The sequence below is a fragment of the uncultured Faecalibacterium sp. genome, assembly GCF_900066275.1.
Classification (GTDB): domain Bacteria; phylum Bacillota; class Clostridia; order Oscillospirales; family Ruminococcaceae; genus Faecalibacterium; species Faecalibacterium taiwanense.
Genome location: NZ_FMFG01000015.1, coordinates 1 through 12,543, shown reverse-complemented (window position 1 = coordinate 12,543; position 12,543 = coordinate 1). Strand labels below are relative to the sequence as shown.

Annotated in this window: 13 protein-coding genes and 1 pseudogene; 9 read left to right on the top strand and 5 right to left on the bottom strand. The window is 44.5% G+C overall.

Annotation, left to right across the window (positions count from 1 at the left end; translation table 11 throughout):
* The first annotated feature begins 13 nt into the window (after positions 1-13).
* The 9 genes and pseudogenes from QZL71_RS06990 to QZL71_RS06950 all read left to right on the top strand — a co-directional run bounded on the left by QZL71_RS06990 (position 14) and on the right by QZL71_RS06950 (position 7,829).
* Positions 14-154: a Maff2 family mobile element protein gene (locus QZL71_RS06990; protein ID WP_044960906.1), complete on the top strand. Its 141-nt coding sequence runs from the start codon at positions 14-16 to the stop codon at positions 152-154.
* Positions 155-267: 113 nt separating this feature from the next.
* Positions 268-936 carry a response regulator transcription factor gene (locus tag QZL71_RS06985; protein ID WP_294648356.1) on the top strand — a complete coding sequence of 223 codons (669 nt, stop codon included), beginning with the start codon at positions 268-270 and terminating at the stop codon, positions 934-936.
* Positions 933-1,946, top strand: coding sequence for a sensor histidine kinase (locus QZL71_RS06980; protein WP_294648355.1), 1,014 nt, complete (start codon positions 933-935; stop codon positions 1,944-1,946). Before QZL71_RS06985 ends, QZL71_RS06980 begins: the two co-directional genes overlap by 4 nt.
* Before the next feature lie 111 nt (positions 1,947-2,057).
* Entirely contained in the window at positions 2,058-2,825 is a 768-nt protein-coding gene (locus QZL71_RS06975; protein ID WP_294648354.1) for an ABC transporter ATP-binding protein, read from the top strand.
* Positions 2,815-5,022, top strand: a complete 2,208-nt coding sequence (locus tag QZL71_RS06970; RefSeq protein ID WP_294648353.1) for an FtsX-like permease family protein — start codon at positions 2,815-2,817, stop codon at positions 5,020-5,022. Before QZL71_RS06975 ends, QZL71_RS06970 begins: the two co-directional genes overlap by 11 nt.
* A gap of 161 nt (positions 5,023-5,183) precedes the next feature.
* On the top strand, positions 5,184-5,516 hold the full coding sequence (locus QZL71_RS06965; RefSeq protein WP_294648352.1) for a hypothetical protein: 333 nt from the start codon (positions 5,184-5,186) through the stop codon (positions 5,514-5,516).
* A 568-nt stretch (positions 5,517-6,084) separates the two neighbouring features.
* Positions 6,085-6,678, top strand: a pseudogene (locus tag QZL71_RS06960) (YodL domain-containing protein); the annotation flags it as partial.
* Between the two features lie 21 nt (positions 6,679-6,699).
* Entirely contained in the window at positions 6,700-7,626 is a 927-nt protein-coding gene (locus tag QZL71_RS06955) for a hypothetical protein (protein ID WP_294648373.1), read from the top strand.
* Positions 7,627-7,628: 2 nt separating this feature from the next.
* Positions 7,629-7,829: a transposon-transfer assisting family protein gene (locus QZL71_RS06950; protein WP_055186549.1), complete on the top strand. Its 201-nt coding sequence runs from the start codon at positions 7,629-7,631 to the stop codon at positions 7,827-7,829.
* Between the two features lie 116 nt (positions 7,830-7,945).
* Here the strand turns inward: QZL71_RS06950 and QZL71_RS06945 are convergent, their stop codons facing one another.
* The 5 genes from QZL71_RS06945 to QZL71_RS06925 form a co-directional block, all read right to left on the bottom strand.
* A complete protein-coding gene (locus QZL71_RS06945) occupies positions 7,946-8,887 on the bottom strand; it encodes a DUF1848 domain-containing protein (protein ID WP_294648351.1) in 942 nt (313 codons plus the stop codon).
* Positions 8,888-8,892: 5 nt separating this feature from the next.
* Complete coding sequence (locus QZL71_RS06940) at positions 8,893-9,777, bottom strand: hypothetical protein (protein ID WP_294648350.1); 885 nt, start codon at positions 9,775-9,777, stop codon at positions 8,893-8,895.
* Between the two features lie 63 nt (positions 9,778-9,840).
* Positions 9,841-10,686, bottom strand: coding sequence for a nucleotidyl transferase AbiEii/AbiGii toxin family protein (locus tag QZL71_RS06935; protein WP_294648349.1), 846 nt, complete (start codon positions 10,684-10,686; stop codon positions 9,841-9,843).
* Complete coding sequence (locus QZL71_RS06930) at positions 10,683-11,276, bottom strand: type IV toxin-antitoxin system AbiEi family antitoxin domain-containing protein (protein ID WP_294648348.1); 594 nt, start codon at positions 11,274-11,276, stop codon at positions 10,683-10,685. The genes QZL71_RS06935 and QZL71_RS06930 overlap by 4 nt, the downstream gene beginning before the upstream one ends.
* A 121-nt stretch (positions 11,277-11,397) precedes the next feature.
* A partial coding sequence (locus QZL71_RS06925; RefSeq protein ID WP_294648347.1) for a relaxase/mobilization nuclease domain-containing protein occupies positions 11,398-12,543 on the bottom strand: 1,146 nt, incomplete at its 5' end.

Here is a 12,543-nt window from a genome sequence, read left to right as displayed (position 1 = left end):
AAGTGAGGACCTTATGGAATTTTTCAACAGCGCAGTTGATACTTTGCAGACCATCGTGGTCGGTCTGGGCGGTGCCCTGTGTGTCTGGGGCGGCATCAACCTGTTGGAGGGTTATGGACAGGATAATCCCGGCAGCAATGCTCATGTGCGGTAAAGTAACACACAAAAATTTGATAGACAATCGCCCATTATTCCGTTACTATTCTTCAATATGGATTGAGAAAACCTCTCTGATGCAGTATAATAAAGTATCAGGGAGGTATCTCTATGAAGGAAAAAATACTAATCATTGAAGATGATTTCACGATACAAACACAGCTTAAAACTCTTTTGTCTGGGAATGGATATGAAGTATTTGCAGTTACGGATTTTTCCCGAACAATAGAGCAGTTAAAAGAAGCTGCGCCACATCTGGTTATTCTGGATATAAAACTTCCGGGTAATAACGGTTTTGAAATATGCTCTCAAATTCGCACCTTTTCAGATATTCCGATTGTATTTGTAACAAGCAGCAATACAGATATGGACGAACTGAACAGCATTATGCTGGGTGGAGATGCTTTTATCACAAAGCCTTATAATCCCGCTATTCTTCTTGCTAAAATTGCGGCATTGTTAAAGAAAGCCTACCGTTCCCCGCAAACAGAAATTTATATGTGGAAAGAAGCTACCCTACATTTGGAGAGTAGTATGATAGAGTACAAAGGACAGAAAGCAGAATTGACAAAGAATGAATTGAAAATCCTCTACTACCTTTTTAAGAATGCCGGAAAAATCTGTTCCAGAAATGATATTGTGGATTTTCTTTGGGACAATCAGCTTTATGTTGATGATAATGCCCTAAGTGTCAATATGACCCGTATTCGCGACAAACTGGCGACAATCGGCCTTGTAGATTTCATTAAAACAAAACACAGGCAGGGATATACATTATGAGTGGAAAACAATATCTAAAAAATCAACTCTCCGTCATTTTAATCAATCTGCTGGGTATGCTTGCCCTTGCCTTGTTCTTGATTGTAAGCGATAATCCAATCCAAACAGTCTTGTTTATCCTTGCTATCTGGTTGATTGTCCTTGTTTTATCTTTGCTGACTTTTTATTTCTCACGAAAAAAGTATCTGAATAAGTTGCTTGGTATGGCGGAGCAATTAGACGAACGATATTTACTTCCAGAAATCATGAAAGTGCCGGAAAAGGCTGACGAACAAGTTTTTTATCAAATTATGAAAATGGCTGAAAAATCCATGTTGGAACGGATTGGCGAAGTGCAGAGGGAACGCAGGGAATACAAAGAATACATTGAACAATGGATACATGAAGTAAAAACACCAATTACAGCTATGAAGTTGTTGTGTGAGAATAACCGTTCTCCCTTTTCCAGAGAGGTATTGGCAGAGTTAGAGAATATCAACCAATATACAGAACAGGCCCTTTACTATGCCCGAAGTGAACATGCTGAAAAAGACTATTCTATTCGTGAGGTCAATTTATGTGATGTTGTGCATAGTGCAATCGCAGATAATAAGTATCTTTTGCGTCAAAGCAATATGACGATTCAGATAGACGATATAGAAACAAAAGTTTACACTGATGAAAAATGGGTGCGGTTCATCTTAAATCAGATTATCGGTAATGCAATCAAATACCATGCAGAGCAGCCTATTTTGCACTTTGGGGCGACAGAAACAAATGACGGGATTGTGCTATCTATCCGTGACAACGGGATAGGTATTCCTAAAAGTGATTTACCCCGCATTTTTGAAAAAGGATTTACAGGTCAGAATGGGCGAATCGGGAAAAATTCTACTGGAATTGGATTATATCTTTGCAAGCGTCTATGTGATAAACTGGGAATAGGACTTACTGCTTATTCCGAAAACAAAGGAACAACGATTTCACTTACCTTTCAAATGAATGATTTTATTATCGGAGTGCAGGGCTGATAGGTTCTGCACTTCTTACATTTTTGTAAGAACTGTGTAAGAAAACTTGATACAAAAAATTAGAAACTCCATTTACAATAAAGATATGGAACAGTTAAGGAGGTTTATCAGATGAATACGATTTTGAAACTGGAACATATCCAGAAATATTATGGCAATGAAGGGAATATTACCAAAGCCATTAAAGACATTAGCTTTTCTGTGGAAGCTGGTGAATTTCTGGGCATTATGGGCGCTTCCGGCTCTGGAAAGACGACTTTGCTCAACTGTATTTCCACGATTGACACCGTGAGCGCAGGACACATCTATTTGGGAGGAACGGATGTTACGGAGATAAAGCCCAAGGCCATTGCCCGGTTTCGCAGGGAGAATCTTGGCTTTGTGTTTCAAGACTTTAATCTGCTGGATACCCTGACGATTTCTGAAAACATTGCATTGGCATTAGCAATCAATAAAGTCCCTGCCAGGAGTGTAGAACCCCGCATTTTGGATATAGCCGGAAAGCTGAATATCAGCGATATTCTAAACAAATATCCTTATCAGGTATCGGGCGGTCAAAAACAGCGTTGTGCCTGTGCAAGAGCAATTATCAACAATCCGAAACTCTTATTGGCAGATGAGCCAACAGGAGCATTAGACAGCCATTCCTCACAAATGCTGCTGTCTACCATTCAAAGTATCAATGAACAGCTTAGGGCGACAATTCTTATGGTAACCCATGACGCTTTTACCGCCAGCTATGCCAGCCGTATTCTTTTTTTGAAAGACGGAGAAATCTTTATGGAACTGCGCAAGGGCAACGACAGCAGAAGTGATTTTTTTGATAAAATTCTGAATGTCCTTACCATGATCGGAGGGGGACAGAGCCATGTATGCTAAACTTGTTTTCAGAAATGCAAAGAGGTCTGTAAAAGACTATCTGGTTTACATTGTCACAATGACAATCTGTGTTACCTTGTTTTATGCGTTCTTGTCTATTTCCAGTAGTTATTATAACCCGGATATAGGCAGCGAGTATGATTTTACTCTATTAAGTGACGGAATGAAAATTGCAATCTGCATGATAACATTGCTGTTGTTATTTTTGATACGGTTCGTCAATCATTATATGCTAAGACGGAAGCAAAAAGAGTTTGCTGTCCAGTCCATTATGGGAATGGAACAAAAAAACATTGGCAGGATTTTCTTTGCAGAAACACTGATTATGGGTATGTTTTCCATTTTGATTGGTATTTTTTGCGGTGTATTTTGCTCTCAATTCATTACCGCAATGCTCCTTACTGCTTATGGAAAGCCTTATGAAATCTCATGGACATTATTCCCGGATACCGTTTTGTTGACAGTGGTATTTTTTGTGGCAAGTTTTTTTGTGGTAGGAATTTTCAATACCCGTACCATTCAGAAAACAAAAATTATTGATATGCTTTCCGCAGAGAAAGAGAACGAACCAGAGCTAAAAAAGAGCCGCTTCATTTCTGTTGTAGTAGTCCTCTTTGAAGTATTTACCGTATGGGGATTGATTACAGGAATACAAAAGGTCTGGTTTTATTATGACACCCGCTTTGCGTTTCCGGTGAAGCTTATGTTTTGGGGAAATATTCTTTTTCCGCTGCTTACTTTGCTGTGGTCGATATTTTGCATAATTAGAAAGAAAAAAAGAGAATGTTTCATTGCTGGTTTGCTGATATGTTCTGTATTGAATGCTTTTATAGCAGCCAGTGTTGCAGCATTAACAAATAAATATTATCTGACTTTAGGTGGTGGAACGCTCAATCAATATCTGCTTTTTGTTGTGATTGACTTACTTTTCTTCATTTGTGCCTTCATTTATCTTACCAGTGGTTTGATTGTAGCATGGAAAGTAAAATCGCCGGAACATAGATACAAGGGAGAAAACCTGTTCTTTTTCGGGCAAATTATATCAAAACTAAATACAACCAGCAAAACAATGACGCTGATTTGTATAACCCTTGTCCTTGCAATCTTCATGTTTATTGCCGCCCCTATTTTGACGGGCTGGGCTTCAGGTTATTTGGATATGCGCTCTATGTATGATGTGCAGGTATATTCAAGATATAATAACGTATATGAAGAAGAAAATCTGCCGCAAGACAGTTATGAAATTATTACTGAGTTTCTGACAGAGCACAAAATAGATACAGTTTATGATTGCACGTTCAATCTATATCTGTCAGAGAAAGATGATTTTCACAACAGACAGAAATATGATTTTCCGATTGTAGCAATTTCTTTGAGTGATTATAACACTATACGGGAAATGCTGGGTTACAAACAGATTTCTCTGGGGGAAGATGAATTTACAACACAATGGAAAGCCATCGCCACCGAGGAAGAACGGGATAGCTTTTTGAAAGAACACACCAGCATTATGACAGACGCAGGAGAATTGACTCTTTTCGGGCAGTCCTATTATGAGGATCCGATTGGAGAAACAGCGTACAATTCCTATACAAATGTATTGTATGTACTTCCAGACAATATTTGTGAAAAGCTGTTGCCAGTAATAAAAAACCGGTATATTACAACAACGGAAAATATCTCCTATGAAAATGCAAGGAAACTGGAAAAACTTTTTACAGAGAAATATCCCGAGCAGGCAGAAACCGGGGCTATTTATGGCGTGCGTTTTAGCACACTGCAAATCAATAGTTCCATAGCAAATAACTTTATTTTACAGACTGCAATGATTTATGGTGCTGTCGTACTGATGGTTATATGTCTTACGGTACTTTCCCTGCAACAGCTTTTAGACGCAGGACAATATAAGTATCGTTTCTCTGTACTCCGAAAATTGGGGGTGGAAGAAAAGCATATCGGAAAACTTATCTTGCAACAATTAAGTGTTTGGTTTGGGCTTCCAATTATCACAGCAATTATTGTAGCTGCTGTTGTAATAGCTTACTTTATCCAAACCATATCAGCAGAAATTTCAGCCTATATTGGATTCACTGCATTGATGTTACAGATTGTGGCAACCGTGGGAATTTTGCTACTTTTATTGATTTGTTACTTCATAAGCACATGGGTTATTTTTAGGCGTTCTGTTAATCCATAGTGAGTGCAATTTATAGCAAACCCAGCCGAGCCAGTCAATGGCAAGTAAATGGGCTACGCCCACCGTTGACAGCCCCGACTGTCCTTGCTGGTGGGTAATCAAGGGGCGACAGCAAAAAGTGCTGCCGCCCTTTCCCATAATCGAAGAAAGGGGGATTTTCCATGACTGAATACGAAGCCTATCAAGAACATATCCGCTATACCCATGATACCTATTGCCGGATTGTTATTCGCCATGCGTCCTTTGACGCGGCCCGTATGCTGGCAGCGAGGTGGAAACGGGAAATCTCCCTTGAATACTTGACCGAAGAAAAGTTTGTTCCACTAAGCACCATATCCAAAAGGCGGAAGCAAAGGCTGACAAGCTGGATTCAGCCCGCGCCGCTCTGCCGAAAAAGCGCGTCCCGGTCAAGGGAAAAGTCTACGATGCTGTTAGCGGCAAGGCAAAATCCACCCTGCGTTTTGAGCAGCAGGACAAAGGCCCACCCAGCCTGAAACCAAACCCGGCCAGCCGCCCGCTATCGGAAGCATTGCTGTTCGCTCACGGAAAAATCCATGAAGTCGAACACGAAAATGTGGGTGTGGAGGGTGGCCACAAGGGTGAAGAACTGGTGGAGCATCAGACCGCCAAAGCCATCCGCAGCGGCATCCGGCACCACAAGATGAAACCCTACAAGGCCGTGGAAAGGGCAGAGCGTCAGCTCATGTCTGCCAATGCAGAATACTTTTACCAGAAATCCTTGCGGGACAATCCGCAAATTGCACAGGTGGCCAGCAACCCCATTTCCCGGATGTGGCAGAAACGGCGTATCAAACAGCAGTATGCCAAAGCTGCACGGCAGGCCGGACAAGCCGCCGCGCAGGGTGCAGCCGCCACCGCAGAGAACGGTTTCCGGGTAACAAAGCTGGCGGCCGAGGGCGGCGAACGGGTAGCCGAATTTGCGGCCCGGAACTGGAAAACCATTCTGATCGTGGCGGTGTTCGGTCTGCTGGCTCTGCTCTTGATAACCGGCCTGCAGTCCTGCACAGTAATGGCGGGTACCGCCGGAACCGGCGTGACGGCATCTACCAGCTGCGCAATGAAGATTCCACCCGCGATTACCGTTTTGAGCCCTACGACCGCCTGCAGGCCGCTGGCCGGACCGTGGACAAGGCCAACTATACGGAAGTATACGCCGCGCCGCTGGCTGCGGGTACCACATTGGAGGACATCTACCGTACATTCAATGTGGACCATCCGGCAGATTTCAAAGGACACTCGCTGTCCGTTTCGGATGTGGTAGTGCTGCACCAGAACGGACAAAATACCGCTCACTACTGCGATAGTGTGGGCTTTCAGCAGGTGCCAGAGTTCTTGCGGGAAAACCCGCTGCGCACCGCAGAACTTTCCACCGAACAAAACGAAAACATGATTGACGGTGTGCTGAACAATGCGCCCTCTTTAGGTGAGTTGGAAGCCAAAGCAAAGGCCGGAGAACAAATCTCTCTGACGGACCTTGCCGCCGCAGTCAAGGCCGAGGAAAAGGCACCGAAAGCCAAAAAGTCCCGCGCAGCTAAACCGAAAAAGCCGTCTATCCGGGCACAGCTGGATGCCGTGAAAAAGGAACAGAGCAAGCAAACGCCGCCACGGGAAAAGACAAAGGAATTGGAGGTATAAGCCGTGCAAAAATTTGAAAATATGGATGTGATCGCTGCGCTGGAAGCCATTATGCACCAGAACACCGCATACTATCAGAGCGATTTTGCCTATGACATCAAGATGCTGCGGGAGGCCGCCCGCAGCGACCAGCCGGAGGATAAGCTGTTGTTGTGGCTGTCCCGGCCTTCTGGAACATTCTGCTTCCGGGAACGGGATGTGTTGCTCAAAGATACCCAAGCCTACAATACATGGAAATTTTGCGGTGAACAGACCCATGACAGGATTCTTGCCTATGCAGTGGAGTTGACCGGTGCGGCCAACGGAACCGTGCAAGGCAATCTGTATGAACTGGACTACCAGCAGCATTTCCAGCATATCCGGGAAGCCGCCCTGCCCGTGGGTGCCAACCGTCTGATCTACGAAAGCGGGATGCGGGAGATTGGCCCGAAAGAGCATTTCGACAGCCGCCCGGACAAATATTTCGGAGAGTTCGTGCGGTATGAAATGCAGCCCCGTGACCCGAAACTTCTGCAAGCGGCCATCCGGCAGGAGCAGCGCAGCCGGGAACCGGCACGGCCCGGTGATTTCAAAGAACATCTTGCGGAACTGCACACTGGGCTGATCGAGGCCGAGGCTCAGCGCATTGCAACCGATATGAAGCGGCTGGCTGCTCCCAACAGCCCAGACAAGAATCATTTTATGGTGGAGGTATCGCCTTATTTCACCAAGCTGGCATCCAGCCGGGACACGGACCAGCTGCTTGCCATGCTGCCGTACAAGTCCCTGCACCTGTCCAGCGTGAAAGACCGTTTTGGCATCTACGCGCTAGTTGACAAAAACGAGAACCGAGGTAAGAACATTCGCAAACCCCGTGCTTCTGTCCGCAAGCAGCTTTCCGAAACAAAACAGGCCGCCAGCCCCAAAAAGGCAGCGGCCCGCAGCAAACAGCACGAAATGGAGGTCTGACCATGAATTTCAGCGTGGAAGAAGAAAATTTGATCTGTATGTACCACACTTCTGACCGCCGCCGGACGATGGCGCGGATGCTGGCCGCCCGGCCGGATATGGACACTGAAATGCGGCAACTGACAAAAGGCACCATTGCGAAGTTGGAGCGCATGACCGATGCAGACTTTGACGGACAGAGGTTTGATTTTACGGGTGAATAATACCGCCAGCTTGACAATCGCACATTATTTTCAATCAAAGTAATGTGTCATTGTCAACGCAGAAATAGCCGGACACGGTGGCCTTGCGGCTGCTGTGTCCGGCGTTTTTATTTGTATTAAAGATCGAAAAGGGAAATCTGGCATTGTTTACACGATTTAACCTTTCGCTCTTTTATTATATCGTCTGGCCCTATTTCGCCAAAAAGAAGTGGAGAATTAGGATTGTGCTGATGAAAATTCTTATCAACTGTTTTCAAACTATAATTAGCATAGCAATATAAACAGCCATTTTTACAAGTATTATATGCGCCAATGTCTATACTGGCAATGCAACCACATTCAAGTCGTTGATTCGGGTCTTTTTCAACACATAAATTGTAGTGTCCCAACCTTTCAAGGCGATTTTTATCAATGCAATGTGCATGCTCAACCCCAAAACGTTTGAAATCAGTTGCTTCTGCACAAGTATCTATATAAAGTCCGTGTTCACCTGCTATTTCTGAAAAGCGCTGGATGAGTTCAATTTGCTGTTGTATGGTTTCCTTTTGAAGGTTTAATGGTTGAGTATTTCGGGCTGTATTCCGGTACAAATCCAAGAAACTCACTGTACATTTTTCAGTGTAATCTTCCAGTCTTGATGCCAAAAGGTTGAAATACTTACAATGGTATTCCATTGTATAGTGCTCATTGAAAAAAATAGGGTCATATCTCCATACTACACGCTCTTTTCCAATTTCTCTTGAAAGTCTTTGAAATGCAGGTATTATAATATCATTTTTCGAGGGAATGTTAGGTTCAACATCTTTGTTATAGGCATTCAAAGTAAACTGAAAATAATAATTATATTTTTCAAGCTCTGAAAGTCGTTTGAACATTGGCATCGGATTTTTTGTCCATAGAACTATTCCATCAACTACATTTGGAGATAAATTGATTCTCCCAATTTGATGAATATTCATAGGATTACGAACCAAAACATATTCATCTCGAAGCCGATTAAAAAACCATTCTGAATAGTAAGTGGGAATATCAGTCCGCCGACTAGCACTTATTACCATGACTTTTAATCCTTCCTTATAAGCATCTGTGCACTTGCACAAGTATTAAAAGGGTTATAGTCTTTCAGAGGTGACAAGTCAAATAGATTCTTATTTTCTTTGAATTCTATTCCATAAGGATATGCACTTTCTTTAAAAAAATGCCCTCTTACACAATGCACTCCGACTAATTTTTGGTGTAATTTTTCAAAGTAATCTCGACCTCCACCTCTTGAATTATTCAAATTGATGTCGTTAATGATAATGTACGTTCCCGCTTCACATTTTTCATTATAATAACTGGAAAATTTATCAATGAATTCTTCGATACGGCAATGATCAGTATGTTTATTCATGTCAGAAAAAACATATTGAAACACGATAAGATTTGGCCGCCATCTCCCCTGTGAGATGTTGTCTATAACTTCACACATATCACGGTAATGAAAACTAATTCGGATTTGATTATTATCAAACGATTTTATATCGTTGTGAATAAAGTTCCATACATCTCTACTGTTATCAACACCGCGGTAATCTAGTATTTGATAGCACAGTTTCCCTGAAACGCGAAGATAGTCAATCGCAAATAAATCAGTACAAGGGCCACAGCCAAACGACAGGACCTTCAGATTCTTTTCACTCGATAAAGAGGGCATCCATTCGAGTGCATATATAATTTCGGATGTATATCGATATGAATACTTACACATATAGAAATCCGCCATGTGTGTACAGTCATATTTCCTTTTTGGCGCATTAGTTTCTGCATGACTTGGATAATGAATGTACTCCAAACATTTTGCACAATCACCAGGACAAAATTGTCCATACGAGCAGTCATCACACCGATTATTAGATTTACAATTATGCCTTTCATCGCAATTTTCAAGGATAGTATCAATAATCATGATATAACCTCTTTCTACCCAAAATCAAATTCTCCCGGCTTGAAAAACAACCTTTATTAGAGTTTATAGTATGCTTTCATTCATGATTCTTTGAATCGCATTGCAGGTATCATCAAAAGAAATATCCTTTGCATAGTCATATTCCATGCCATACTTGTTCCACTGTCTGCGGAGTGTATCGCTATCCCGGATTTCCTGCATAATCTCCGAGTACTGCGTTAAGATTTTAGAACTGCCGCGTTTTTCCGTTGTCCGTTCCAGTGCCCGCCGCAGCGTTGCCTTATCGCACTCGGCTCCGCGCAGGGCATATAGAATATAGATGTCATAGTAATCTCTCGGACGGGTGTTTGCAATATTGCGGGACAGTACGGTTTCCAGCTTTTCGGCCAGAACTGTTTCGAGATTGTAGGCCAGAACGCTGATTGTGCGGTCATCGAACAGCATTGAAAAGGTGTACTCGATCTCGCGGGGCGTTATCATATCGCCAGTGGTGACATCCACCGTCAGCGGAACGCTGATCGGTGGGTAGTTGGCTTTCAGCGATACCCGGATTCCGGGGTAATCGTCTGTTTCCCGGATGTCCGCAACGCCCACAACTTCAAACTGTACATCATCGTCAATCTGGACTGCACACACATCTTTGAAAATGGAAAGGATGGCTTCATGGGTCAGCGTAAAGCCCTTGATGGTCGTGTCCAAATCCATAGTGGCCCGTGTGTCCAGACCAACGATAGCCGACACCAGAAAGCCGCCTTTGATGATAAAGTTATGCTTATACGGTGAAAGCGAAATGCGTTCCAGCAGTCTTTCCAGCATATAGTTCTGCATCACAAGTTGCGCGGAAATATGCTTCTCGGCTGCTTTCTTTTTAATATAGGCTTTTAACTGCATCGGATTTTTTGTAATCATAATAAAATCTCCATGTAGCGCAGAACCTTTGGCTTCACACGAAGTCGTTCTGCGTACTGCATCAATTTGTGAATGTCTTTGTCTTTGGATGCGGCGTAACGCTTCATGGCTGCACCAACAATTTGAATATCGCTTCCGCTGCCGCGCAGGATGTCGCACAGCGTCCGTTCCAAATCGTAAACACGAATGGGATTGCCGGATGGTGATTGGATTTCAATAATACCAAAGTCATAATTTTCTGGAATAGCACGCTTGACGATCAAATCTTCCTGCTTCAAAGACAGTGCGTTGTAACCCTTGGGAAAGGTCATAGTGTACCTTGCCGGAGTGCGGTCAGAATAGCCCAGCAGATAGAGAGCAGTATCATGTGAATAGATGCCGCGACTATACTTCCGCTGCAACAGGTAAAAATCATCTTCCCATGCACTGCTCTGTACATACAGGCCGCGCCCGAAACGGTATAGTTCCCCGCTCTCGACAAAATCATGCAGATAGCCCCGATGTAAGCCGGCTTTCGTCAGCTGTGCGGCCGTAATGATGCCATTGGGGGCAGACTGCACCATTTTTTTTACTTTGCCCATGTTGTTCATGCTATCACCTCACTTGATATTCACACATTATATTATAGAGAAATAATGTGTGTTCGTCAACAGTGAATTGACAGTCGCACATTATTTTGGTTAAAAGTAATGCGTCATTGTCAAGCAATGCTCACAGGGTCTTGTCCCTCTCCTGCCTATGATTCGAGAACAGAACACCGTCCACATTCTGCTTGATGATGCCATACTCCTGCATCTGGCGTTTGGCTTCGGTGTACTGTCGTTGCAGCTGGTCTTTCTGCTCGGCCAATAGCTTATACTCGGCTTTCAGGGCGTAGAGGTCAGGCAGTTTTGGGAAGCCCTGCTCTTTCAGGGCCTTGGCTGCGGCCTCATAGAGAATCAGGGTCCCTTCGTGCCTGCGTCGGAACTGCTTTTTGTCAGCGGTCCGCTGGTACTCCTGCACCAATGGGCGCAGCTCCTTACAGGTAGTGGCATCCTTTATCAGAACTGCCATTTCTGCAAGCCGACGTTCGGCCGCTTTCAGCGCAGCGGCAGCTTCGGTGCTGGCGGCGGTGATCTCGGCCACACGATTTTCCAGATCCGGGTAGCTGTCTATTTCATGCTCCGTCAGAAAGTTCAGTGTCCGGGCTGCCTGTTTTAGATTGTGGAGCTTTGCCCACTTCTCATACCCCGCAGACTGCTGGGCCTTGGTGCTGTTTTCCAAATCAATCCGCAGAGAAATTTTGCGGTTTTCTTTGGGCTTCCGCTCCACGAACCGTCCTTTGATGCGCTCGGTGATGGCTTCCTCGGTATAGGCTTCTCCCAGCGTTTTGCAGCGGGTGAAGCGTTCCTGTCCGGGCGCACGGAACGAAACATACTTGCCCCGCTTGACCTCATAGCCCTGCTCCTGCAGGAGCCGCAGAAAATCGTCAAAATCCTTGGCCTGCGGGATGGCTGCATCTATGGCAGCTTTCAGCTTCGCCTTCCAGCTCGTACCCTTGCGGTGTGCGTCCCACTCGGCATAGCTCTTGCCTCTGTCTAGGCCGGGCATTACCACGGACAGGCCATGTTCCTTACACAGCCGGTCACTGGTGCGCCGGATGTAGGCATAGCTCTGCCGGTTAGAAACATATTTGCGCTGATTCACCATGTCCACAGCGCAAAAGATGATGTGGTTGTGGACGTGCCCTTTGTCAATGTGCGTTGTCAGCACATAGGGATATTTTCCTTGCAGCACTTCATCCGCAAGCTGCCGGCCAATCTCGTGGGCCTGCTCCGGCGTGGTTTCGCCCGGCGCAAAAGACTGTATCAGGTGGTG